This is a genomic window from Pseudomonas sp. Pseusp21, from assembly GCF_059492145.1.
Genome location: NZ_CP168520.1, coordinates 1,169,911 through 1,192,049, shown reverse-complemented (window position 1 = coordinate 1,192,049; position 22,139 = coordinate 1,169,911). Strand labels below are relative to the sequence as shown.

General features: G+C 61.9%; 23 protein-coding genes. 8 read left to right on the top strand and 15 right to left on the bottom strand.

What is annotated here, in order from left to right; translation table 11 throughout:
* Positions 1 to 85: 85 nt before the first annotated feature.
* The 4 genes from ACEN93_RS05195 to ACEN93_RS05180 all read right to left on the bottom strand — a co-directional run bounded on the left by ACEN93_RS05195 (position 86) and on the right by ACEN93_RS05180 (position 3,291).
* On the bottom strand, positions 86 to 1,492 hold the full coding sequence (locus tag ACEN93_RS05195; RefSeq protein WP_495611148.1) for a heavy metal sensor histidine kinase: 1,407 nt from the start codon (positions 1,490 to 1,492) through the stop codon (positions 86 to 88).
* Positions 1,489 to 2,160 (bottom strand): heavy metal response regulator transcription factor, encoded by a 672-nt coding sequence (locus ACEN93_RS05190; RefSeq protein ID WP_495611147.1) that lies wholly within the window; start codon positions 2,158 to 2,160, stop codon positions 1,489 to 1,491. Before ACEN93_RS05190 ends, ACEN93_RS05195 begins: the two co-directional genes overlap by 4 nt.
* 12 nt (positions 2,161 to 2,172) lie before the next feature.
* Positions 2,173 to 2,430 carry a DUF2790 domain-containing protein gene (locus ACEN93_RS05185; RefSeq protein ID WP_064597487.1) on the bottom strand — a complete coding sequence of 86 codons (258 nt, stop codon included), beginning with the start codon at positions 2,428 to 2,430 and terminating at the stop codon, positions 2,173 to 2,175.
* A gap of 147 nt (positions 2,431 to 2,577) precedes the next feature.
* Positions 2,578 to 3,291 (bottom strand): murein L,D-transpeptidase catalytic domain family protein, encoded by a 714-nt coding sequence (locus ACEN93_RS05180; protein WP_011334749.1) that lies wholly within the window; start codon positions 3,289 to 3,291, stop codon positions 2,578 to 2,580.
* Between the two features lie 151 nt (positions 3,292 to 3,442).
* Here ACEN93_RS05180 and ACEN93_RS05175 point away from each other — a divergent pair, with 151 nt between their 5' ends.
* The gene (locus tag ACEN93_RS05175) at positions 3,443 to 5,056 is read left to right on the top strand and encodes a L,D-transpeptidase family protein (RefSeq protein WP_039767111.1); all 1,614 of its coding nucleotides are present in this window, start codon (positions 3,443 to 3,445) and stop codon (positions 5,054 to 5,056) included.
* Between the two features lie 3 nt (positions 5,057 to 5,059).
* Here ACEN93_RS05175 and ACEN93_RS05170 read toward each other — a convergent pair whose 3' ends face one another.
* A complete protein-coding gene (locus tag ACEN93_RS05170) occupies positions 5,060 to 5,575 on the bottom strand; it encodes an HvfX family Cu-binding RiPP maturation protein (protein WP_495611146.1) in 516 nt (171 codons plus the stop codon).
* 57 nt (positions 5,576 to 5,632) lie between these two features.
* Entirely contained in the window at positions 5,633 to 5,836 is a 204-nt protein-coding gene (locus ACEN93_RS05165; protein ID WP_039767107.1) for an HvfA family oxazolone/thioamide-modified RiPP metallophore, read from the bottom strand.
* A gap of 241 nt (positions 5,837 to 6,077) precedes the next feature.
* On the opposite strand from ACEN93_RS05165, the gene glsB reads away from it, so the two are divergent.
* Positions 6,078 to 6,986, top strand: a complete 909-nt coding sequence (gene glsB, locus ACEN93_RS05160; protein ID WP_085746123.1) for a glutaminase B — start codon at positions 6,078 to 6,080, stop codon at positions 6,984 to 6,986.
* 69 nt (positions 6,987 to 7,055) lie between these two features.
* On the top strand, positions 7,056 to 8,558 hold the full coding sequence (locus ACEN93_RS05155) for an aldehyde dehydrogenase family protein (protein WP_495611145.1): 1,503 nt from the start codon (positions 7,056 to 7,058) through the stop codon (positions 8,556 to 8,558).
* Positions 8,559 to 8,606: 48 nt separating this feature from the next.
* Here ACEN93_RS05155 and ACEN93_RS05150 read toward each other — a convergent pair whose 3' ends face one another.
* The 3 genes from ACEN93_RS05150 to cynS all read right to left on the bottom strand — a co-directional run bounded on the left by ACEN93_RS05150 (position 8,607) and on the right by cynS (position 10,062).
* Positions 8,607 to 9,266, bottom strand: a complete 660-nt coding sequence (locus tag ACEN93_RS05150) for a carbonic anhydrase (protein ID WP_007950573.1) — start codon at positions 9,264 to 9,266, stop codon at positions 8,607 to 8,609.
* A gap of 11 nt (positions 9,267 to 9,277) precedes the next feature.
* Positions 9,278 to 9,514 carry a DUF2790 domain-containing protein gene (locus ACEN93_RS05145; protein ID WP_103385976.1) on the bottom strand — a complete coding sequence of 79 codons (237 nt, stop codon included), beginning with the start codon at positions 9,512 to 9,514 and terminating at the stop codon, positions 9,278 to 9,280.
* Positions 9,515 to 9,597: 83 nt separating this feature from the next.
* Positions 9,598 to 10,062, bottom strand: coding sequence for a cyanase (cynS, locus tag ACEN93_RS05140; protein WP_011334741.1), 465 nt, complete (start codon positions 10,060 to 10,062; stop codon positions 9,598 to 9,600).
* A 119-nt stretch (positions 10,063 to 10,181) separates the two neighbouring features.
* On the opposite strand from cynS, the gene cynR reads away from it, so the two are divergent.
* Positions 10,182 to 11,060: a transcriptional regulator CynR gene (cynR, locus tag ACEN93_RS05135; RefSeq protein WP_103385977.1), complete on the top strand. Its 879-nt coding sequence runs from the start codon at positions 10,182 to 10,184 to the stop codon at positions 11,058 to 11,060.
* A 72-nt stretch (positions 11,061 to 11,132) separates the two neighbouring features.
* Here the strand turns inward: cynR and ACEN93_RS05130 are convergent, their stop codons facing one another.
* Positions 11,133 to 11,462 (bottom strand): hypothetical protein, encoded by a 330-nt coding sequence (locus ACEN93_RS05130; RefSeq protein ID WP_047293552.1) that lies wholly within the window; start codon positions 11,460 to 11,462, stop codon positions 11,133 to 11,135.
* Between the two features lie 327 nt (positions 11,463 to 11,789).
* On the opposite strand from ACEN93_RS05130, the gene ACEN93_RS05125 reads away from it, so the two are divergent.
* Positions 11,790 to 11,960: a hypothetical protein gene (locus ACEN93_RS05125; protein ID WP_158248852.1), complete on the top strand. Its 171-nt coding sequence runs from the start codon at positions 11,790 to 11,792 to the stop codon at positions 11,958 to 11,960.
* A 12-nt stretch (positions 11,961 to 11,972) separates the two neighbouring features.
* Here the strand turns inward: ACEN93_RS05125 and ACEN93_RS05120 are convergent, their stop codons facing one another.
* From ACEN93_RS05120 to ACEN93_RS05110, 3 genes are all read right to left on the bottom strand, one after another.
* A complete protein-coding gene (locus ACEN93_RS05120) occupies positions 11,973 to 12,476 on the bottom strand; it encodes a GNAT family N-acetyltransferase (protein WP_495611144.1) in 504 nt (167 codons plus the stop codon).
* Between the two features lie 47 nt (positions 12,477 to 12,523).
* Positions 12,524 to 14,467: a DNA topoisomerase III gene (locus ACEN93_RS05115; RefSeq protein WP_495611143.1), complete on the bottom strand. Its 1,944-nt coding sequence runs from the start codon at positions 14,465 to 14,467 to the stop codon at positions 12,524 to 12,526.
* A gap of 117 nt (positions 14,468 to 14,584) precedes the next feature.
* On the bottom strand, positions 14,585 to 15,799 hold the full coding sequence (locus tag ACEN93_RS05110; protein WP_085667574.1) for an MFS transporter: 1,215 nt from the start codon (positions 15,797 to 15,799) through the stop codon (positions 14,585 to 14,587).
* 180 nt (positions 15,800 to 15,979) lie between these two features.
* Between ACEN93_RS05110 and ACEN93_RS05105 the strand changes: the two genes are divergently transcribed.
* Positions 15,980 to 16,348, top strand: coding sequence for a DUF427 domain-containing protein (locus ACEN93_RS05105; protein WP_074688734.1), 369 nt, complete (start codon positions 15,980 to 15,982; stop codon positions 16,346 to 16,348).
* A gap of 49 nt (positions 16,349 to 16,397) precedes the next feature.
* On the opposite strand, the gene ACEN93_RS05100 is transcribed toward ACEN93_RS05105, so the two are convergent.
* Positions 16,398 to 18,020, bottom strand: a complete 1,623-nt coding sequence (locus ACEN93_RS05100; protein WP_039767085.1) for an MFS transporter — start codon at positions 18,018 to 18,020, stop codon at positions 16,398 to 16,400.
* A gap of 81 nt (positions 18,021 to 18,101) precedes the next feature.
* On the bottom strand, positions 18,102 to 19,751 hold the full coding sequence (locus ACEN93_RS05095) for a GMC family oxidoreductase (RefSeq protein WP_074688732.1): 1,650 nt from the start codon (positions 19,749 to 19,751) through the stop codon (positions 18,102 to 18,104).
* A gap of 133 nt (positions 19,752 to 19,884) precedes the next feature.
* On the opposite strand from ACEN93_RS05095, the gene ACEN93_RS05090 reads away from it, so the two are divergent.
* Together ACEN93_RS05090 and ACEN93_RS05085 are read left to right on the top strand one after the other, a co-directional pair.
* A complete protein-coding gene (locus ACEN93_RS05090; protein ID WP_039767081.1) occupies positions 19,885 to 20,772 on the top strand; it encodes a LysR family transcriptional regulator in 888 nt (295 codons plus the stop codon).
* Between the two features lie 98 nt (positions 20,773 to 20,870).
* Positions 20,871 to 22,133, top strand: a complete 1,263-nt coding sequence (locus tag ACEN93_RS05085; protein WP_495611142.1) for an MFS transporter — start codon at positions 20,871 to 20,873, stop codon at positions 22,131 to 22,133.
* Positions 22,134 to 22,139 lie beyond the last annotated feature (6 nt).

Sequence of the window (22,139 nt, the reverse complement as noted above, 5' to 3'; positions counted from 1 at the left end):
GCAGACTTCGCGCACACAATGGCGCCGTCGCACTGCATTTTCCTTGTGGGAGCAGGTTCGCTCCCACAGGGAGAACTTGGCGAAATCAGTCGCGGGGTTGTCGGGCCGGAAAGAACAGTTCAAAGCAGGTGATCCCGTCGGCGCTGCTGACGCTGTAGCGGCCCTGATGCAATTGCATGATGGTCGCGACAATCGACAGGCCCAGTCCGTTGGATTGGGCAGAGCGCTCGCGGGACGGATCGACGCGGTAGAAGCGTTCGAACAGCCGCGACAGGTGTTCGGCAGGAATGGTCGCGCCCTGATTGCGTACCCGCAGATAACTGCCGTCCGCTTCAGCCACGGCCTCGACCTGCAGCGTCGAATCTGCCGCGCCGTACTTGATCGCGTTGGCGCACAGATTGGCCAGGGCCCGGCGCAGCAGCATCGGCTCGGCCCAGATCACGCCGCTGCCACTGGCCTCGATGGTGATACCGACGTCCGCCGCCAATCCCTCGAAGTAATCGGCAATGCGTTGCATCTCATCGCCGGCGTCCAGCTCCTGACGCTGGCTCAGCGCGCTGGCCGGGTCGGTGCGGGCAAGAAACAGCATGTTGTCGAGCATCCGCGCCAGCCGCTCGAGTTCTTCGACGTTGGAGGCGAGCAACTGCTGATAGGCGTCCACGCTGCGGCTCTGTTGCAACGCGACCTGGGTTTCGCCAAGCAGGTTGTTGATCGGCGTGCGCAGTTCGTGGGCCATGTCGGTGGAGACCTGGCTCAGTTGCGCAACCCCTCGGTCGAGCCGGTCAAGCATCGCATTGAAAGCTTCGATCATCGGCTGCAATTCCCGGGGCGTGCCGTGGCGGTCGAGGCGTTCGCCGAGGTTGGCGATGCCGATCCCGTGGGCATGCCGGGCAATCCGCCGCAATGGCAGCAAACCGCGATACACCAGCAGGCAGCCGACCAGCGCCAGCACAATCGCGGCCAATGACGCGAGGCCGTACACGCTGAGCCGGTAATTGGCGAGCATTGCCGTGCGCTCGGTCATCAGGCGTCCGGTGAGCACCTGCAGGTTGCCCAGATCGCCCGAGTCGATGGTCGCCGCCACCGCCGAAAACGGCACACCGTCGACGCTCGGCAAGTGCTGTACATCGCTCAGGGCCATCGGGTGATCGATCGGTACGGCGGGCAAGTTCGGGGTGGCGAGGTTGCCGGGGTTGACCACCAGCAACGGCGGCTGGCCGGGTGCGCCGATGGTCAGCAAGGCTTCGCGGTTGCCGAGCATGTTCTGAAACAGCGCCGGCTTGTTCTTGATCAGTTCCAGGGTGTTACTGTCGTTGAGGAAGGTGCGCAACTGATCGACGCGACTGACCAACTGGATGTCGTCGCGGCGAATCAGAGCTGCTTCCAGCTGGTTGTAAAGCGCTGCGCCCAGGCCTGCCAGAGCGGCAAAGGCGAGCACGGCGAAGACCAGCGCCAGACGCAATGTCAGGGAATAAGTGCCGGCGATTTTCATGGCTGGATATCGAAGCGGTAGCCGATGCCGCGGACGCTGTGGATCAGCTTGAGCGGGAACGGATCGTCGATCTTCGCCCGCAGGCGGCGCACGGCGACATCGACCACGTTGGTGTCGCTGTCGAAATTCATGTCCCACACCCGCGAGGCGATCAGCGAACGCGACAGCACTTGCCCGGTGTGGGTGGCGAACAGTTGCAGCAGGGCGAATTCCTTGTTGGTCAGGGTGATCCGGTTGCCGGCGCGGGTGACCCGACGTTTGAGTACGTCGATCTGCAGATCGGCCACCTGCAATTGCTCGTCTTCATGGATCGGCCCGCGCCGGGTCAGGGTGCGCAGGCGCGCCACCAGTTCGGCGAAGGAAAACGGCTTGATCAGGTAATCGTCAGCGCCCAGTTCAAGGCCTTTGACCCGGTCGGCGATGTCGTCGCGGGCGGTGAGGAACAGCACCGGTGTGTCGGTTTCCTTGCGCAACCGGCGCAGCACTTCCCAGCCATCCATTTTCGGCATCATCACATCCAGCACGATCACGTCGAAGTCAAATTCCAGCGCCAGGTGCAGACCGTCGGCGCCGTCCCGGGCCAGGCTCACGCTGTAGCCCAGTTCCTGCAAGCCGTTGAGCAAATAATTGCCGGCCTTGGGTTCGTCTTCGACAACAAGGATATTCATGGCTACTGCGCCTCAATGGTCGTTGGTGCAGCCGCTGCCTTGCACTTGATAGTCCAGCACATGTTCACGGCCCTGGTGGTCGAGGTAGTCGAGCTGCGCGGGGATCACGCCGCAGGCCTGGGAAATATCGGTGCTGGAGAGGACTTTGTCGACATCCAGATGCACGAAGAAGCCGGTTTTGTCATGAATGACGGCAGCGTCCGGCGCAGGTGCGGCGAACACGGAACCGGTGGCGAGGAGGGCGGTGAAGGCGAGGATCAGGGTTTTCATGATGGGTCACTCGAATCGTTGAAGTTGATCGGCGTTCTGGCCGGGACAACTTCAAGCTACCGGGCGATCCGCTCGGCAAACCGACAACTCGATGACAAATCTGTAATAAACCGAACCTGTGGGAGCCAGCGCACTCCCACAGAGTATTCAGCTGGCGTGAGTGCTGAGAATGCTCGCGATCTGTTGTGGCTGGCAGTTGAGGTACGGCGAGGATTTCAGCCACTGCTGATCCGGGTACCAGGAGAACATGAATTGGCCATTCTTCAGGCTGTCGATCACCCGTTTGGCAACCTGCGGTCGCACCGCCGGGCAACCCTGGCTGCGGCCCAGGCGGCCGGTACGTTTGCTCCAGAACGGGTTCACGTAGTCGGCGGCGTGGATCACGATGGCGCGGTCACGGGCCATGTCGTTGATGCCTGGTTCCAGACCGTCCATGCGCAGCGAGTAACCGTGGGTGCCCTGGTAACTTTCCTGGGTGCGGAACAGGCCGAGGCTGGATTGAAAACTGCCTTCACGGTTGGAAAACCGGGTGGCGAAGTTTTCCCCGGAGTTTGAACCATGGGCGACCAGATCACGCAGCACCAGTTTTTTCCGGGTCAGGTCGAAGATCCACAGCCGGCGCTCGGTGGACGGCTGCGAATAGTCGATGATCGCCAGGTGACGGGACTGCTTCGCGCCGTTGTTGATCGCACATTGCATGGCGTTCAAGGCACCTTTCAGCGCCTGGGGATTGAGTTCCGGAGCGGCGTGCGCGAGGCTGGTGTACAGAACCGGCGAAGAGGTGCCGGCGGCAAAGGCTGGGCTGGTCAGCACGCCAAGGGCGGTGGCAGTCAGCAGAAGTCGGCGCAAAAACGTCAACATTTAAAGTGAGTCTCCACTTGCTACTTGTTTGGCACTTAGGCTCCTGACGTCCAGTCGTTCCCGGCAAGCCCGCGAATCGGGCCTGACTGTGCACCGCACCTGAGGTAAGGTTGACCGTCAATCAAGACGGCCATGGATTGGAGTAAAGCAGTTGTTCAAAAAGTACGCATGCTACTTGAGCATTTGTTTGCTCGCTGCGCCGTTTGTCGCTTGCGCCGAAGAGCCGTTGCCGGGACTTCCGACGCTGCCGCCCGTGCCGACGGAAATGCCCATCGAACCGCAGAGCCCGTTGCAGGCTGCGCTGATCAGCCTGCCCCAGGCGTGCCCGACGATCGGCACCAGCCTCAACGGCCCGGCGCTGGATCAGTTGCGCGCGTTCTACCAGCAGCAGGACTGGCTGCCAGTGTGGGCCGATGGCGGGCAATTGCCGGCCTTGCATGCGCAATTGCAGCTGTTGGCCGACGATGGCCTGAACCCGAAACGCTATCCGGTAGCGCTCACTGCCCCGCAGGACGGCGAACTGTGCGCCGATATCGAGATCAGCCGCTATTACCTGCAAGCCCTGCAGGATCTGCATTACGGCCGCCTGTTGCAATCGCACTTCGAACCGCTGTGGCATTCCGACGAAACGCCACGCGACCGGCAGGCCGAATTGCTGGCGATCGCCGTGCCGGGCGTGCACAACGTTCCCGCCGCCTTCGATCTGGCCCGGCCGCAGTTGGCGCAGTACCAGAACCTGCGTCATCTGTATGCCGCGCAGCGCCTGCAAGCCCTGCCTCAGTGGACGTCGGTGGGCAACGGCCCGTTGCTGCGTCCGGACATGGAAGACAAACGCGTGCCGGAACTGGCCCGGCGGCTGTACAGCGAAGGCTACCTGAGCAGTGTGGTCGGCACGCCGGACAACGCTTATCAAGGCGTATTGGTGGAGGCGGTGAAGCGTTTTCAGGCCAACCATTCGTTGCAGGCCGACGGGGTGGTCGGGCCGGGAACGATTGCCGAACTCAACATCAGTCCGTTGACTCGCCGCGAACAGTTGCGGGTCAACCTTGAACGTTTCCGCTGGATGGCCCAGGACATGGAGCCGGACGGTCTGCTGGTCAACGTCGCCGCTGCCGAGCTGACGCTTTATCAAGGTGGCCTGCCGGTGTGGCAGACCCGCACCCAGGTCGGGCGCGCCGAACGCCAGACCCCGCTGCTCAAATCCCGGGTCACGCGCCTGACGCTGAACCCGACCTGGACCGTGCCGCCGACCATCTGGAAGGAAGACAAACTGCCGGAAATCCGCAAGGATCAGACCTTCCTCAGCCGCCAGAACCTGCAAGTGCTCGACGCCAACGGCCAGCCGCTGGCCGCCGCCGACATCGACTGGGACAACCCCGGCAACATCCTGCTGCGTCAGGACGCCGGGCCGCGCAACCCGCTGGGGCAAATGGTCATTCGGTTCCCCAACCCGTTTTCGGTGTACCTGCACGACACGCCGAGCAAGGCACTGTTCGACAAGGGACCGCGGGCGTTCAGCTCCGGCTGCGTGCGGGTCGAGCATCCGATGAAGCTGCGCGATTTGCTGCTCAGCCCGGCGGAGAAGGCGCGCACCGACACCTTGTTGGCCACCGGCACCACCCATGAATTCCGCCTGAGCAATCCGGTGCCGATCCTCATGACTTACTGGACGGCACAGGTCGACGGCCAGGGTCGTGTGCTCTACGCGCCGGACATCTACAGCCGTGACAGCGCGTTGCTGGCGGGGCTGGACCGAGCGCATTGATTCTCAGCGGCTGGCGCGTTTCCAGAAGGACCGCGCCAGCCACGCATCGACGCTCAACTTGCCGGCCCCGGCAAACACCAGCGGCACCAGCGCAGCCAGGTAGATCGCCGGCAGCTTGAAGTTACCGAAGCCTTTGTTGGTGATCGCGTAACCTTGGGCCAGTTCACTCAGCGATGACCAGTCCGCCGGCCAGTGCACGGCAGCGGTGGCGACGACGGTCACGACAATCAGCGAAATCGCCGAAATCCGCGTGCCGAATCCGATCAGGATCGCCAGCGCGCAGATCAGTTCGGCCCACATCGACAGTTCCCAGTTCAGCGTGGCCGGCAAGTGGTCGAAGGGAAACGGGAACCGCTCCTGAATGTCTTCGAACCAGTTCTGGCCGTTGAATTTCTCCAGTCCCGATTCGAAAAACTCCCAGGCGATGAACAGGCGCAAGGTCAGCGGCGCGAGCCACTGGCCGGCGCGGTCGAGGTTCCAGTGCAGGCCTTTGACGGCCGACGAGAGAGCTGTGGTCATGGGAAGGCTCCATTCATTCAAAAGAAAACGGGGCATTGGCGTGCCCCGTGAAAAGGGTTACTCGCCGGCGCCGCACTTGCCTTCGCCGCATTTGCCTTCCGAGGTTTTTTCCGCCGAGTCGGCTTTGGCCTGAGTCTGGCTGTAGCCGTGATCCAGTTGCTTGACGCTGAACGCTTCGGAAGCCGAAGCGGCGTTGGACAGGGCCAGGCCACCGGCAAGCAGCAGGCCGAGGGTCAGGGAGGTTTTCGAGCGCTTGGTCATGGTGAATCTCCGATGCGATGTGTGAGTTCAAAGGTTTGATCGGGGTTGCCGATCGACAGGTTCATTTGAACGCCGGGCTGTATCGGTGATGTGTCGCGAAGGGCCGGATTTGTTCGCGGGATGTGTCGGGCGTCGGGCCGTACACACTGCGATACACCGCGCCGGTGTGATTCGATTGCCGGGCGCAGCGTCTAGCCACCGTGTCCCCGCAATCCCATGGGGCGAGACTTCGAGACCCGGCATGCAAGCGCTGTTGAACGAGATCCTTGACGCTGTCCGGCCCCTGATCGGGCAGGGCAAGGTGGCTGACTACATTCCCGCCCTCGGCACCGTGCCGGCCAATCAGCTGGGCATCGCCGTGTATGGCAACGACGGCGAGATGTATTGCGCCGGCGACGCCGAGACGCCGTTCTCGGTGCAAAGTATTTCCAAGGTATTCAGCCTGGTGCAGGCCATCGAACATTCTGGCGAGGCCATCTGGGAGCGTCTGGGCCATGAGCCGTCCGGCCAGCCGTTCAACTCGCTGGTGCAGCTGGAGTTCGAACGCGGCCGCCCACGCAATCCGTTCATCAATGCCGGGGCGCTGGTGATCTGCGACATCAACCAGTCACGCTTTGCGGCGCCGGCGTTGTCGATGCGCGATTTCGTGCGGCGGCTGTCGGGCAACCCGCAGGTGATGGTTGACGGCAAGGTCGCTGACTCCGAATACCAGCACCGCGCGCGCAACGCGGCGATGGCTTACCTGATGCAATCCTTCGGCAATTTCCACAACGACGTTGAAGCGGTGCTGCGCAGCTACTTCAGCCACTGCGCGTTGCGCATGAGCTGCATCGACCTGGCCCGGGCCTTTTGTTTCCTGGCCAACGACGGCTTCTGCAAACACAGCGGCGAGCAGATTCTTACTCGCCGCCAGACCCAGCAAGTCAACTCGATCATGGCCACCAGCGGCCTGTACGACGAGGCGGGCAACTTCGCCTACCGCGTTGGTCTGCCGGGCAAGAGCGGCGTCGGTGGCGGCATCGTCGCGGTGGTGCCGGGGCAGTTCACGGTGTGCGTGTGGTCGCCTGAGTTGAACGCGGCGGGCAATTCGCTGGCGGGGATGGCGGCGCTGGAAATGCTCAGTTCGCGGATTGGCTGGTCGGTGTTCTGAGCCCGTGTTGCGTTGAGGGAGGCCAACCTATACATTTTCCGGCCGCCCTCAATATGGTGAATCCGCTCCATGTCTCTCGCGCTCGAACGTCTCGTCGCTGGCACGCCTATCCCTTTCGCCGGTAACCGCGTCACCGTGGTCAGCCCCGAACTGGCCGAGCGTTTCCGACCCGGCGACCACCTGTTGGTGGAGCAGGTGAGCGGCGAGCTGTTGCTGATTCCGGTGGTTGATCAACAGGCAGCCTCGGTGGCGATCGAGCGTGCAGCGGCGGCGTTTACCGCGTTGTCCGCGGTGCCGGACGAGGCCATCAGCCGCTTCTTCGATCTGTTTGCCCAACGCCTGGAAAACCCGGACGCCTGGGCACTGATCGAAACCGCCAACCTCGCCGACATCGAACGGGCCAAGGCGCGCGGTCGCTCCACCACCCGCTTGCTCGCCGACGAGCGCATGCGCCGCGACATGATCGCCGGTCTGCGGGCCTGGCGTGATGCGCCGGCCACCCGTGGCAAGGTGATCAGCAGCGTCGAACATGACGGCTGGAAGGTCGAGCAAGTGGTGTCGCCCCTGGGCATCGTCGCATTCGTATTTGAAGGCCGGCCAAACGTCTTCGCTGACGCCGCTGGTGTACTGCGCACCGGCAACACTGCCGTGCTGCGGATTGGCAGCGATGCGCTGGGCACCGCGCAAGCCATCGTCACCCACGCCCTGAACCCGGCGTTGGCCGATGCCGGTCTGCCGGCGGGTGCGGTGTCGCTGGTGGAGAGCGTCAACCACGCCGCCGGTTGGGCGATGTTCGCCGACCGGCGTCTGTCGCTGGCGGTGGCCCGTGGTTCGGGCCGTGCGGTCAGCCAGTTGGGCAGCATCGCCCAGCAGGCCGGCACCGCCGTCAGCCTGCACGGCACCGGTGGCGCGTGGCTGATTGCTGATCGCGATGCCGACGCCAAACGCTTCGCCGCGGTGGTACGCAACTCGCTGGACCGCAAAGTCTGCAACACTTTGAACGTCTGCCTGATCCAGCGCGACCGTGCCGCCGAACTGGTGCCACTGTTCCTCGATGCCTTGAAACAGGCCGGTACCGCGCGCGGTCAGGGCTGCAAATTGCACATCGTCGAAGGCAGCGAAAGCTACCTGCCGAGCGACTGGCAGAACGCGACGGTCGAGGTCTATCGCGCCGAGGGTTACCAGACCGAGGCCCTGGCCGAGCCGCTGCCCGAAGATCAACTGGGCCGCGAGTGGGAATGGGAAGAAACCCCGGAAACCAGCCTGATGATCGTCGACGATCTGGATCAGGCCATCGCACTGTTCAATCGCTACAGCCCGCAATTCACGGTGTCGTTGATCAGCGAAGATCCAGCGGTTCAGGAACGTTTCTACAGCGCGGTCAATGCGCCGTTCGTGGGCAACGGGATCACCCGTTGGGTCGATGGCCAGTACGCGCTGAACAAGCCGGAACTGGGTCTTTCGAACTGGGAAAGCGGTCGGTTGTTTGCTCGCAGCGCGATTCTCTCCGGCGACGGTGTGTTCACCGTGCGCAGCCGCATGACGCAAATCGATCTGGGCGTAAAACGCTGAACAGAACAACGCCGCGCCCGTCGCAATGACGGGCGCGGCGTTGTGTTTTCAAGCCGCATCGACTGCCTGGCCGTACACCGCGCACGTCGACGGTTGCTCGGCCAGCGAGACAAAGGTACGGCGGTCGGCACTCAGTGCGTCGATCGAGCCGGTCTCGATGTCGTACACCCAGCCGTGCAGATTCAGCAGGCCTTTCTCCTGGGCCAGGCGCACGCTCGGGTGAGTCTGGATGTTCGCCAGTTGCGCGATCACGTTTTCTCGCACCATCGAACTCAGCTTGGCTGCGTCATTGGCATGAGGCCGCGATTCGTTGACCACTTTCGCCGACTCGGCGTGTTGCAGCCAGCCGCTGACGGCGGGCAGGTGATCCATGCATTTGCACTGGGCGATGGCGGTCATGGCGCCGCAATCGGAGTGGCCGCAGATCACGATGTCGGTCACGCCGAGCACGGCCACCGCGTATTCCACCGTTGCCGAAACCCCGCCCGGATGCGGACTGTAGGACGGCACGATATTGCCGGCGTTGCGGATCACGAACAGCTCGCCGGGTTCCTGCTGGGTCAGCAGTTCCGGAACGACGCGGCTGTCGGAGCAAGTGATGAACAGCGTGCCCGGGGTTTGGGTAGTCGCCAGGTGTTTGAACAGCTCGGTGCGTTGCGGAAACGCTTCGTTCTGGAATTTCAGGAAGCCTTCGATCAGGTTTTTCATGGTGTGTCCTCTCAGTTCGAACAGCCGGTGCCGAATTCGCTGTATTGAAGAATGTGTTTTGCGCCGTGGCTGTCGAGGTAAGTCATTTCGACCGGCACCACGCCGCAGACGTCGGCGACCGGGGTGATGCTCACGACCTGCGCGATGTCCAGCGACATGCCGTAGCGGTAGGCGACGGCCTCTTCATCAGCCTGGGCCTGGGCAGCAAGGCCGGCGAGCAGGGTCAGGGTCAACAGAATTTTTTGCATGGGGCAGCCTCCAGACAGATGTGGTGATGTCTTGGCAAATCAGGTTTGAATGGGCCCGCACGCGGGGGGCGGGCCCGGAGGGATCAGAACGGACGCAGCGGAAGGAACTTGCCGTCGAGGGTGACCACAGCGCGGGAACCGCCTTCAGGGTCTTCGACTTTCTTGATGTCGAGCTTGAAGTTGATCGCGCTGATGATGCCGTCGCCGAACTGCTCGTGAACCAGCGCCTTCAGGGTGGTGCCGTAGATCTGGATCATCTCGTGGAAGCGGTAGATGGTCGGGTCGGTCGGCACACCGTCGAGGCTGCCGCGCAGCGGGATGATTTGCAGGGCGGCGACGTCTTCGGCGCTCAGCTCAAGCTTGTCGCCGACCACTTCGGCCGCGGCTTTCGGCAGTGGATGCTGGCCGAGGAGGGCGGCGGTGACGTAGGCCAGGCTCAGGCCGGTGCCGTCGGCCAGATCCTGCCACGACAGGTTTTTCTGTGCCTTGGCATCCAGGGCGCGGGTGGTCAGGGCGATGCGGCTGTCGTTGTAGGCTTGGGATTGCATGGTGCTTCTCCTTTCGGGGTTGGCTTGCTGTGTGGATTCATCTTCTGCCGATTGATCCATAGCGTCCAAGACCGATATACAATGCCAAGCATAAGTAATGCCTATAGATGGAGCGTTCCATGCTGCTGCGACATTTGCGATACCTGCTGGCCGTGGCCGATCACGGCGGCTTCACCCGGGCGGCCGAGGCGCTGCACGTGTCGCAGCCGACCCTGTCGCAACAGATCCGCCAACTGGAAGAAAGCCTCGGTGTCGATCTGTTTGATCGCACCTCGCGCTCGGTCAAACCTACGGACGCCGGACAGGCCTATATCGAATGCGCGCGACGGGTGCTGGTGGAGCTGGAGGCGGGCAAGCGCGCGTTGCATGACGTGAAGGATCTGTCCCGAGGCTCGCTGCGGCTGGCCATGACGCCGACGTTCATGGCGTATCTGGTCGGGCCGCTGGTGCGCGATTACGTGGCGCGGTATCCGGGGATTCACCTGGAGATTTTCGAGTTGTCGATGGATGACATCGAGGCCGGGTTGGCGGATGACTCGCTGGATATTGCGATTGCCTTCACGCCGGTGCGCAATCCGGACATTGAGTGCATTCCGGCGTTTGTCGAGACGTTGGGGGTGATGGTCGGGCGTGAACATCCGTTGTATGCCAGTGCTTCTGTGCTGACGCCGGATGACATTGCGCAGCTGGATTTCGCCTTGCTGGCGCCTGACTTTTTCACGCGCCTGTCGATCGACGAATATTTCCGCCAGCACGGCATCACGCCCAAGGTGCAGATCGAGGTGAACTCGGTGAGTACGTTGCTGGAAGTGATCCGGCATGCGCCGATTGCGACCATGCTGCCCGAGGCGATTGCGACCGAGGACCGGGCACTGCGTCGGTTGCGGGTCGAGAGCGAGGCGCCGCAGCGGGGAGCGGCATTGTTGCGGCGCAAGAACAACTATCACAGTGCGGCGGCTGAGGCGTTCATGAAGCTGGTGCTGGAAACTCGTTCATGAGCTTTTTTTGCGAGCAATAAAAAGAGCCTGCTTCGTTTTCGAAGCAGGCCCTTGTTTTATTGAAGTTTTAACTTAGCAGAACCGATCAATCACCCGAACTTCGTTCTTGTTCTGCATCGAGTCCCACGCCTGTTTCAGCGTCTGCAGAACATTACCGATGAAGTCCTTGTCGGCCGCGGCTTTCTTGCCGACATAGCCGTGGCCGCGGCGGTACATCTTCAGGCGGGCCAGCAGGTTCTGGTTGTTCCGGTCGAACTCTTCTTCACCAGCATGGGGCGACAGGCAGTCGATATGGACCTGACCCGACTTGCTGATCCACAGAATATGGCTGTCGTGGCTGTCTTTTTGCGCCGCGAACATACGAGCCAGTTCTTCGATAGTAGGTTGATTGTTCAGATTCATGATATTGCCCCTTGACCAGTCTGGTGATCTTTCAAAGTTGATTCGCTAATACAGGTAGCCCATCGGTTAGTTGATCCCTGGCACCGAAACCAGGACGTCAGCGGTCGCCCGTATGAAGTACGGGGTCATGCGTCTGTTGCATGTAGTCGTGTTGAATAACTGCTACGCAAAAGCGTCACAACGAGGAGAAGCAGCGAAAACCGGGAGGCTCCTTGACGACGTTTTCAGGGTCGACCACAAGCGTCTTGAGAATTTTCGCCAGCGCTTCTCGTCCTTGTACTGGACGTTCAGGCCAGGTCAGCTTCTTCAATCTGCCTTGTGGGCAGCGTGTATCCGGAAAAACAGCTCGGCGGTCAGACGAGCTTGCTCAAGCGTGTTGCCAGTGCTCCCGATCGGGGAGACGTCTGCATCATGCAAAAGCAAAACGATGCCGTCAACGGTTTTGTAGTGATTATTTTTGGTCACTACATATTGTCGGACAAAGTCATTCTGGAATGAAAAAAGAGGTCTTCAGACAGCGGGAGAAAGGCTGCGCAGGCAGTAGAACGTACAGGGATAGCCGTCCACGGTTTTGGTCTGGCGGGTAAAGTCGCCGCCGCTCAGCTCGGGGATGAACCGGGCCCAGAACCGCTGTGCAGGCAGGTTTGCGTCGACATGGAAAATCTGCCATCGACCGGGCAGGTGGCTCAAGAGGGCAGAGGCGACAAACTGCGCGACGCCTTGGCCACGCCAGCGCCGGCTGACGAATAAATAGCCGATGTTGTAGTCGGCGCCTTCGATGAGAAGGTGGTCATCCACGGTCACGAACCCCGCCAGTTCGCCGTCGACGTGGATCAGGAATGGCCGCGTCGCCGGCTGGCGCCAGTAATCGTCTTTCAACTGGATCGGGAAGAAACCATGCCCGCCGAGCTTCAGCGGCAGCCACTCGCTGAAGTCATAGGTGTAGAACTGCATCAGGTTTTCGAGGGTGTCCAGTTCGTCGCGTCGGGCGACGCGCAGTTCGATGACAGACATGCCGCTGCCTCCTGACCATCACTGTTGAAACAGTAGCGCGCAGCGGGCTATTTGGCCGCCGGTTTCGCCGAGCGTTTGCCGGTTCCGGTGGTTTTGCGCCGAGTGGTCTTGCGTTTGTTCTTCCATGGCGCAGCGGCCTTGCCGGCAGGTGGCGGGCCGCTGATGGTCAGGCTCAGCCCGGCGCAGCGGGTCACTTGCTTGCTCATCCACGCGGCCTGTTTGGTGACGAATACCTCCAGACTCATTTCGCCGCTCTGCACCATGTCCAGCGCCTGCTCCCAGATCGCTGTGGTGCCGGGGTCGGCAATCGCCCGCGGTACGGCGTCGATCAGGCTGAAGGCGGCGGGCGTGGCGGACAGCGCCTTGCCGTTCTTCACCAGATAACCGCGATCCAGCAACCCTTGAATGATCGAGGCGCGGGTGGCCTCGGTGCCGATGCCGGTGGTGTCCTTGAGTTTCTGCTTGAGCAGCGGATCTTCCACCAGTTTGGCGACGTTCTTCATGGCCTTGATCAGGTCGCCTTCGGTGTAGGGCTTGGGCGGTTGCGTCCAAAGGTCCTTTAGCTTCACGTCCGCCACGGCGCACTCGGCGCCTTGGGTCAGTGTCGGTAGCGTCTGTGGTGCGGGGGCTTCACGCCCCCTGGCCGGGGCCAGCGTTTCGGGCAACGCGCGTTTCCAGCCCGGCTCGATGATCTGCTTGCCGACCGCGCGCAAGGCTTCCCCGGCGCAATCGAAATCGGCCTGGGTGCGGTCGTATTCGTGATTGGGCAGGAACTGCGCCAGATACCGCGCGCGAACCAGCGTGTAGACCGCGCGGTGCTTGCCGGTCAGACGCTCCAGGTTTTTCGCGGCAGCGGTCGGAATGATGCCGTGGTGGGCGCTGACCTTGGCGTCGTTCCAGGCGCGGGAGCGGCGCTGTGGCTCCAGATGCTCGCGCAGCGCTTCGAGGCTCGGGTCGGCCTGACGCAGCGCCGCAAGAATCCCTGGCGCCTCGCTGTGCTGGCTCAGGGGCAGGTAGCCGCAATCGCTGCGCGGGTAGGTGATGACTTTGTAGGTTTCGTAGAGAGCCTGGGCGATGTCGAGGGTCTCCTGGGCACCGAGGCCGAGCTTCTTCGAGCAGACTTCCTGCAAGGTGCCGAGGTCGAAGGGCAGGGGCGCCACTTCGCGCATGCGTTCGGTGCGCAGCTTGACCACCCGGGCGCTGGCGGCGCTGCCGATGGCGGCGGCCGCTTGCTGGGCGAGGGCCTGATTGAGACAACGGTCCTGATCGTCACAGGCATCGCCCGGCGCACGCCACTGCGCCGTGAACGGCGTGCCGTTGTGCAGCAGTTGCACGTCGATGGCCCAGTACGCGACCGGCACGAAATCGGCAATGCTGCGGTCGCGATCCACCACCAGCCGCAACGTCGGCGTCTGCACCCGGCCCACCGGCAGTACACCTTGATAGCCTGATTGCCGCCCGAGCAGGGTGAACAGGCGACTCATGTTCATCCCGATCAGCCAGTCCGCCCGGGAGCGCCCCAATGCCGAATGATACAGGCTGAAGGTTTCAGCGCCCGGTTTGAGCGCCGCCAGCGCCTTGCGAATCGAGGCTTCGTCCAGCGCCGACAGCCACAAGCGGCGGATCGGCCCGCGATAGCGGCAATGCTCCACCAGCTCCCGGGCGATCATTTCGCCCTCGCGGTCGGCGTCGGTGGCGATGATCAGTTCGCTGGCCTCGCCGAGCAGGCGCTTGACCGCCTTGTACTGGCTGGCGGTACGCGGCTTTACGGTCATTTTCCATTTGTCCGGGATGATCGGCAGGTCGGCCAGCACCCAGCGCTTGTATTTGGCGTCGTAGGCGTCCGGCGGCGCGGTTTCCAGCAAGTGGCCGATGCACCAGGTCACCGTGACGTCCGTTCCCAGCCAGCAGCCGTCGCCCCGACGCTTTGCGCCGAGCACGGCCGCAATGTCCTTGGCCTGGGAAGGTTTTTCACAGAGGTACAGCCGCATAACCACCGTCGTCGATCATTGCCCGAAGAGGCGCACAGGATGGCCTGACTCGGGCGAACGGGCAACTTTTATCTGTATGGATATACAGATAAAAAGATTGCCGGGCGTGTACAGCTTTTATCGGTCGGTTTCGAAAATCGACGCCATGGAGGAACGCCGTACTCTGGCAAACCACCAGAGAGCCGCAACGCCCAGCAGCGTCGCCAGCACAGCCAGGATCAGGATCACACGTTGTGCCCCCAAAGGCGCGGCGAGCAGCGCAACAAGCAGTCCCGCGAGCGGTTGTGACAAGTTGTTGAGCAGGGTGATCACGCCCACGGTCTTGCCGAAGTCCTGAGGGGGAATCACTCGCTGGCGAATGCTGCGCATGTAAACGTTGAACATCTTGTCGAAGCCGACGATCAACAGAAAACCCAGCACATAACCCGCCAGGTTCGGGCTCAGAGCGCTGATGAAGGCGCCGGCGGCGAGCATCGAATAGGCAACGCCACCCAATACGCGCAACGGCAATACCACCCGGGCGAGGAAAAACAGAATCACGATGGTGGTCACCGCGCCAGCCGCTTGCAGCACGGCGTAGTCGTCCTTGCCGGCGCTGTATTGACCGAGCACCATGGCCGCCGAAGTGGCCAGGGTGACCCCGACAATCAGGTTGACCCCGATCGCCAGGGTGATGATCTTTTTCAGCTCCGCCAGTTCGCGGATATGCCTGAACGCGATGCGCAGAGGCTGCAGCCAGATGTCCTGATGCTGCTCAAACACCTCGAGGGTGATACGACTGAAACGTTGCCACACCAGCATGCTCAGGTCGGCCAGCAGGAACAGCCCGGCCACCCACAGCACCACCCAGTGCCAGGCCGAAACCTCCAGCAGCAATGCCGCCACCAAGGGTCCCAGAACCAGTCCGGTCTGGTCGGCTATCTGCGAGTAGGAAAGGGTTTTGGTGTAGCTGTAGTGCTGGAAAATATGCGGCATCAGCACTTCGCGGGCCATGATGCCCTGAGTAGTCAGCACGCCGCACAGCGCAGACAGCACCACAAGCCACGCGATACCGCCGAAGACGGCATAAAGCCCAACCGCCAACACGCAGAGCAGCGCCCGGTAGACCTGACTGATGTGCAGAATCCTGATGGGCGAGAACTTGTCGCACAGGGCCCCACACAGTGGAAACGCGAGAAAACGCGGCAGCGACTCGACGAAAAATGCGAGCCCCGCCCAGGAAGCGCTGTTGGTGGTCTGGAACACCACCAGCGGCACGATGAACAACAGGATCTGATCCGCCAGCCGCGACAGGAACAGCGAGATGAAGAAAGCCAGGTAATCCTTACGCATGATGACTCCTGTCGGTGAGCGTTTTGGCCGTTTTGCGCGTGATATGAAACCAGAATCCGCCGCCTCCGCAAGCGGCGGTCATATCTGATCGGAGAAAAACCGTTCGGCTGCGGATCCGACGAGATTCCCCCGCATGGGTTATACCTGAACCGGTGCCTTCGCCGCCGTCAGGAGAAACCGATGAAAACGTCCGGTCCCAGTCCCGTCATCACCGTCGCCGAGCAGCCTGGCTGCCTGCTTGTAAAATTCCACGGCATACAGGTCGCCGCCTCGGCCCGAGCGCTGGTGCTGCTCGAAGCCAATTACCCGCCCGTCTACTACATCCCGCGCGAAGATATCGACGAAAAATACTTCGCCCGCACCGACCACACCACCTACTGCCCGTACAAGGGCGATGCCAACTATTTCAGTCTGCAAGTGCCGGGGCATGAAGGGGCGAATGCGGTGTGGACGTACGAAAATCCGAAGATTTCGGTCAGCCAGATCAAGGATTACGTGGCGTTTTATCCCGATCAGGTGAAGTTTGAGTTGCTGGACGCGGAGGTCTGAGATCCAGCAGGGTGGCGAGGGCATTGCGCCCCCGCCACACGAATATCAATCAGTTCTTGTCCAGATCGATATTCTTCGTCTCACGCAGACAGATCATCCCCACCACCAGGCTCACTCCGGTAATCAGCACCGGGTACCACAGCCCGTAAAAAATATCCCCGGTGTACACCACCAGCGCAAACGACACGGTTGGCAGGAATCCGCCGAACCAGCCGTTGCCGATGTGATACGGCAGGGACATCGAGGTGTAGCGGATGCGGGTCGGGAACAGTTCGACCATCAGCGCGGCGAGCGGACCGTAGCACATGGCCGAGATGATGATCAGGCCGACGATCAGGGCCACGATCATCGGTTTGTTGATTTGCTGCATGTCGGCCTGTTGCGGGTAGCCGGCCAGAGTGATGGCGCCTCGCAGGGCGGCTTCGTCGAAGCCGTCGAGTTTCACATCGCCGACGCTCACTTGCACCGTGCTGCCCGCCGGCGCGGCGACGCTGGAGTAGGGTAGGCCTTGTTTGACCAGGAAGGTTTTGACCTTGTCGCACGGGCTGTCGAATTTGGCCTTGCCCACCGGATCGAACTGGAAGGTGCAGGTCGCCGGATCCGCCACCACGGTGATTGGTGCCTGTCGGCTGGCGTGGTCGATGGCCGGGTTGGCGTAGTGGGCCAGGGATTTGAAGATCGGGAAGTACAGCGCGGTGGCCAGCAGCAAGCCAAGCATCAGCACCGGTTTGCGCCCGACCTTGTCCGACAGCCAGCCGAAAATGATGAAGAACGGCGCGCCGATCACCACGCTGATGATCAGCAGACTGTTGGCCACCGCGGGGTCCATTTTCAGGAACTGGGTGAGGAAGAACAGCACGTAGAACTGCGCGGCGTAGAAGGTCACCGCTTGCCCGGCGTTGATACTGAACAGGGCGATCAGCACGACCTTGAGGTTTTCCCATTTGCCGAAGGATTCGCGGATCGGCGCCTTGCTGGCCTTGCCTTCCTCTTTCATTTTCAGATAGGCCGGCGATTCGTGCAGGCTCAGGCGAATCCAGGTGGAAATGCCCAGCAGCACGATCGACAGCAGGAACGGAATACGCCAGCCCCAGACTTCGAATTGATCGCCGGTGAAGTAGCGGCAACCGAGCACCACCAGCAGCGACAGCAGGAGACCAAGGGTCGCGGTGGATTGAATCCAGCTGGTGTGGAACCCGCGCTTGCCGATCGGCGCGTGTTCGGCCACGTAAGTCGCGGCGCCGCCGTATTCGCCGCCGAGGGCAAGGCCCTGAAGCATGCGCAGTATCACCAGAATGATCGGTGCGGCGATGCCGATGCTGGCGTAGGTCGGCAGCAGGCCCACGGCGAACGTCGCCACGCCCATCAGGATGATGGTTGCGAGGAAGGTGTATTTGCGCCCGATCATGTCCCCCAACCGACCAAACACCAGCGCCCCGAACGGCCGCACGATGAAGCCTGCGGCAAACGCCATGAGCGCGAAGATGAACGCCGTGGTGTCGTTGACCCCGGCGAAAAACTGCTTGCTGATGACCGCCGCCAGGGCGCCGTAGAGGAAGAAGTCATACCACTCGAACACCGTCCCCAGGGACGAGGCGAAGATGACCTTTCGGGTATCGGGGCTGGCGTCCGCGCTGCGCACGGCGTCCAGAGGCTGAACGTGTTCTGACATATCGGTATCCCTCACAGTGATTGTTTTTGTTGTTTCCACTGTCGGCGCCGACCTTGTGGGCGTGCGCCGCTGTTCCTTTGGTCAAGAGAGTGCGGTCAGTGCTTTTTCTTCGGCGGGAAAACTCCGGGCGGTTGGGGTGAGAATCAGCTGTGCCGCTTTTTCAGCAATCATCAGCGTAGGCGAACAGGTGTTGCCCGAGGTAATGCGCGGCATGATCGACGCATCGGCAATCCGCAGCCCCGGTACGCCGTGCACGCGCAATTGCGCATCGACCACCGCTTCCGCATCGTTACCCATGCGACAAGTGCCGACCGGGTGGAAAATCGTCGTGCCGATCTTCGCCGCCGCTTCGTGCAGTTGTTCTTCGGTTTGCAGGCTGGCGCCGGGCAGGTATTCCACCGGATTGAAGGCTTGCAGGGCGGGGGCGCTGACGATGCGCCGGGTCAGGCGAATCGCGTCCGCGGCCACGCGCAGGTCTTCGGGATGGCTGAGGTAGTTGGGCTGGATCAGCGGCGCGGTTTGCGGATCGGCGGCGCGGATTTCGATTCGGCCCCGGCTCTGCGGCCGCAAATCACACACCGACGCGGTGAATGCGGGGAAGCTGTGCAGCGGCTCGCCAAAACGCTCCAGCGACAGCGGCTGCACGTGATATTCGAGGTTGGCCGAAGTCTGTTCCGGCCCGGAGCGGGCAAATGCGCCCAGCTGACTCGGCGCCATCGACAACGGCCCGCTGCGGTCGTACAGGTAACGCAGGCCCATGCCCATCTTGCCCCACACGCTGCCGGCGATCTGGTTGAGGGTGCGGGCGTTTTCCAGTTGGTAGATAAGCCTCAGTTGCAGGTGATCCTGCAGGTTGCCGCCGACGCCCGGCAGTTCATGCACCACACCGATGCCGAGCTTTTCCAGCAGCGGGCGCGGCCCGATTCCGGAGCGTTGCAGAATGCTCGGCGAGCCCACGGAGCCGGCGCACAACACGATCTCCTTGCGCGCCTTGAAGCTCTTTTGTTGACCCTGCCAACGGGCACTGACTTTCGAGGCGCGACCGTCCTCGAACAACACTCGATCCACTTCGACTTCGGTCAATACCGTGAGATTGGCCCGATCGCGAATCGGCTTCAGAAACGCCTTCGCCGCATTCCAGCGCACCCCGGCTTTCTGATTTACCTGAAAGTAGCCGCAACCCTCGTTGTCGCCCTGGTTGAAGTCATCGATGCTGGCGATGCCGCTCTGTTCGGCAGCGCTGCGGAAGGCATCGAGAATCGGCCACGACAGGCGCTGGCGTTCGACTCGCCACTCACCCTTGTCGCCATGAAAATCCGCCGCGCCGGCAAAATGGTTTTCGCTCTGTTTGAACAGCGGCAGCACGTCATTCCAGGCCCAGCCCGGATTGCCCTCGGCAGCCCAGCCGTCGTAGTCGTTGGCCTGGCCGCGCATGTAGATCATGCCGTTGATCGACGAACAGCCGCCCAGCACCTTGCCGCGCGGATAACTCAGCGCGCGGCCGTTGAGGCCCGGTTGTTCTTCGGTCTTGAAGCACCAGTCGGTGCGCGGGTTGCCGATGCAGAACAGGTAACCCACGGGGATGTGAATCCACGGATAGTTGTCGCGCCCGCCAGCCTCCAGCAACAGCACGCGCTGCTGTGGATCGGCCGACAGCCGATTGGCCAGCAAACACCCGGCCGGCCCGGCGCCGACCACGATGTAATCGAATTCATCAAGGGAAGTCTGCATTCCCTGACCTCGCTAATTGTTTTTGTTGTCGGTCATCCTAGTTGTTAGCTTTCGTCAAAAGAATGTTAGTTTTTGCGCAGCCGCTGTGCGTTTTCAAACAGCGCTCCCTGACGATAGCCGACAAGGACAAGCCATGTTCGACTGGAACGACCTGCGGTTCTTTCTTGAGTTGCAGCGCAGCGGCCGACTGCTCACCGCCGCCCGTCGCCTGAACACCACGCACGCCACCGTCGCCCGGCATATCGAGGCCATCGAAAAAAGCCTCGGCACCGCGTTGTTCGTCCAGCACGCCCAGGGCTACGAAATGACCCCGGCGGGGGAGGCGCTGCTCAAGCATGCCGAAGCCATGGAGAACGTCGCGCTGCTGGCTCAGGAGGAAATCACTCAATCCACCGCACCGTTGGGCAAGATTCGCGTTGGCGTGACGGAGGGGCTGGGCATCATGTTTTTGGCCAGCCGCATGATCGGGTTGTTCGAACGCTATCCTGGGCTGGAAGTGGAACTGGTGGCGGTGCCGCGCTTCGTCAGCATCCTCAACCGCGAGGCGGAAATCAGCATTCACCTGGAGCGGCCGGCGGCAGACATGCTGGTCACCCGTAAACTCACCGATTACCGGCTTGCGCTCTATGCCAGCCGCGCCTACCTGGACAACGCGCCGCCATTGCGCAGCCGCGAGGATCTTGGCCGGCATGCGTGGATCGGCTATGTCGATGATCTGCTGTTCAGTCAGGAGCTGATGTTTCTCAACAGCTTCTGCCGCAATCCACGAGTGGTATTTCACAGCACCAGCGTGATCGCCCAGCAGCAGGCGGCGCGCTCAGGTCTCGGCATTGCCGTTCTTCCTTGTTACATGGCGGCGTCGGATCCGGATCTGGTGGCGCTTTTACCGGATGAGAGCATCGAGCGCAGTTACTGGATCAGCACGCGGCGCGAGTTGCACAAGTCGGTACGGTTGCGGGTGGTTTGGGATTACGTGGTGGGGCTTTGCGAAGGCGAGCGCGAGTTGTTGATGGGCCAGTAAAGACGGCTGTTTCATGCAACTAAAACGCCCGGCGAAAGGTCATTCGATTTGCGGAGGTTGAGTCATTTCGCAGAACCTCGACAACGAAGACGTTTCCCGTGGCCACTCACCTCGATCGCCGCAATAACCTGTCCCTCGACAGTCTGAATTTCTTTCTCGCCGACGTGCGTGACGGGCTCGGTCCTTATCTCGCGATTTACCTGCTGGCGGTTCACCACTGGGAGCCGGCGAGCATTGGTCTGGTGATGACGATTGCCGGGATCGCCGCGCTCATCACCCAGACCCCGGCAGGCGCGCTGGTCGACAGCACACGCTTCAAACGGGCGCTGATAGCGATTGCCGCGCTGGTGGTCACCGGAAGCTGCCTGTTGCTGCCGTTCGTGACATCGTTCAGCTTGGTGGCGCTGACGCAGGCCATCAGCGCTGCTGCCGCTTCGATTTTCGCGCCGGCCATTTGCGCGATCACCCTTGGCATTACCGGGCCTCGCGCGTTTACGCGAAGAACCGGGCGCAATGAAACCTTCAACCACGCGGGCAATGCTTGCGCTGCGTTGTTGGCCGGTTTGTCCGCGTACCTGTTCGGCCCGGTGGCGGTGTTTTATTTGATGGCAGTCATGGCGCTGGCCAGTGTGATTGCCGTCTCGTTCGTATCGGCCGACGCCATTGACCACGATCTCGCCCGAGGACTGGAGCCTAGCGCAAAGGGGCAGGGCAAGCAGCCTTCGGGCTTTTCCGTGTTGCTCACCAACCGCCCGCTGCTGATGTTTGCGATCTGCTGCGCGCTGTTTCATCTGGCGAACGCGGCGATGTTGCCGCTGGTGAGTCAGAAACTGGCGCAGGCCAATCTGCAGATGGCCACGCCGCTCACGTCCGCCTGCATCGTCGCGGCACAACTGGTGATGGTGCCGGTCGCGCTGCTGGTGGGGGCGAAGGCCGATCTGTGGGGGCGCAAGCCATTGCTGCTGGCGGGGTTTCTAATTTTGCCGTTGCGAGGTGTGCTGTATGTGCTGTCGAACGATCCGTGGTGGCTGGTTTCGGTGCAGTTGCTCGATGGTATCGGCGCGGGGATTTTCGGCGCGCTGTTTCCGGTGGTGGTGAAAGACCTGACGCTGGGGACCGGCCACTTCAACGTCAGTCTGGGGGCGATTTCGACAGTGTTCGGACTGGGCGCGGCATTGAGCAACAGTCTGGCGGGCATCGTGGTTCAAGAGGCCGGTTACAGCGCCGGGTTTCTGACCTTGGCGGCCGTGGCGCTGGTAGCGCTGGTGCTGCTTTGGGTGGCGGTGCCCGAGACAGTGTCGGGTTCCAATGCCGACTCAATGGCACTGCAAAGCAAGGCGCCGCCGATGGTTACGCCTTGACTCAAC

Bases quoted from the DNA above. Each gene is read 5' to 3' on its own strand.
- ACEN93_RS05195 (WP_495611148.1), bottom strand. From the start codon at position 1,492: ATGAAAATCGCCGGCACTTATTCCCTGACATTGCGTCTGGCGCTGGTC.
- ACEN93_RS05190 (WP_495611147.1), bottom strand. From the start codon at position 2,160: ATGAATATCCTTGTTGTCGAAGACGAACCCAAGGCCGGCAATTATTTG.
- ACEN93_RS05185 (WP_064597487.1), bottom strand. From the start codon at position 2,430: ATGAAAACCCTGATCCTCGCCTTCACCGCCCTCCTCGCCACCGGTTCC.
- ACEN93_RS05180 (WP_011334749.1), bottom strand. From the start codon at position 3,291: ATGTTGACGTTTTTGCGCCGACTTCTGCTGACTGCCACCGCCCTTGGC.
- ACEN93_RS05170 (WP_495611146.1), bottom strand. From the start codon at position 5,575: ATGACCACAGCTCTCTCGTCGGCCGTCAAAGGCCTGCACTGGAACCTC.
- ACEN93_RS05165 (WP_039767107.1), bottom strand. From the start codon at position 5,836: ATGACCAAGCGCTCGAAAACCTCCCTGACCCTCGGCCTGCTGCTTGCC.
- glsB (WP_085746123.1), top strand. From the start codon at position 6,078: ATGCAAGCGCTGTTGAACGAGATCCTTGACGCTGTCCGGCCCCTGATC.
- ACEN93_RS05155 (WP_495611145.1), top strand. From the start codon at position 7,056: ATGTCTCTCGCGCTCGAACGTCTCGTCGCTGGCACGCCTATCCCTTTC.
- ACEN93_RS05150 (WP_007950573.1), bottom strand. From the start codon at position 9,266: ATGAAAAACCTGATCGAAGGCTTCCTGAAATTCCAGAACGAAGCGTTT.
- ACEN93_RS05145 (WP_103385976.1), bottom strand. From the start codon at position 9,514: ATGCAAAAAATTCTGTTGACCCTGACCCTGCTCGCCGGCCTTGCTGCC.
- cynS (WP_011334741.1), bottom strand. From the start codon at position 10,062: ATGCAATCCCAAGCCTACAACGACAGCCGCATCGCCCTGACCACCCGC.
- cynR (WP_103385977.1), top strand. From the start codon at position 10,182: ATGCTGCTGCGACATTTGCGATACCTGCTGGCCGTGGCCGATCACGGC.
- ACEN93_RS05130 (WP_047293552.1), bottom strand. From the start codon at position 11,462: ATGAATCTGAACAATCAACCTACTATCGAAGAACTGGCTCGTATGTTC.
- ACEN93_RS05120 (WP_495611144.1), bottom strand. From the start codon at position 12,476: ATGTCTGTCATCGAACTGCGCGTCGCCCGACGCGACGAACTGGACACC.
- ACEN93_RS05115 (WP_495611143.1), bottom strand. From the start codon at position 14,467: ATGCGGCTGTACCTCTGTGAAAAACCTTCCCAGGCCAAGGACATTGCG.
- ACEN93_RS05110 (WP_085667574.1), bottom strand. From the start codon at position 15,799: ATGCGTAAGGATTACCTGGCTTTCTTCATCTCGCTGTTCCTGTCGCGG.
- ACEN93_RS05105 (WP_074688734.1), top strand. From the start codon at position 15,980: ATGAAAACGTCCGGTCCCAGTCCCGTCATCACCGTCGCCGAGCAGCCT.
- ACEN93_RS05100 (WP_039767085.1), bottom strand. From the start codon at position 18,020: ATGTCAGAACACGTTCAGCCTCTGGACGCCGTGCGCAGCGCGGACGCC.
- ACEN93_RS05095 (WP_074688732.1), bottom strand. From the start codon at position 19,751: ATGCAGACTTCCCTTGATGAATTCGATTACATCGTGGTCGGCGCCGGG.
- ACEN93_RS05090 (WP_039767081.1), top strand. From the start codon at position 19,885: ATGTTCGACTGGAACGACCTGCGGTTCTTTCTTGAGTTGCAGCGCAGC.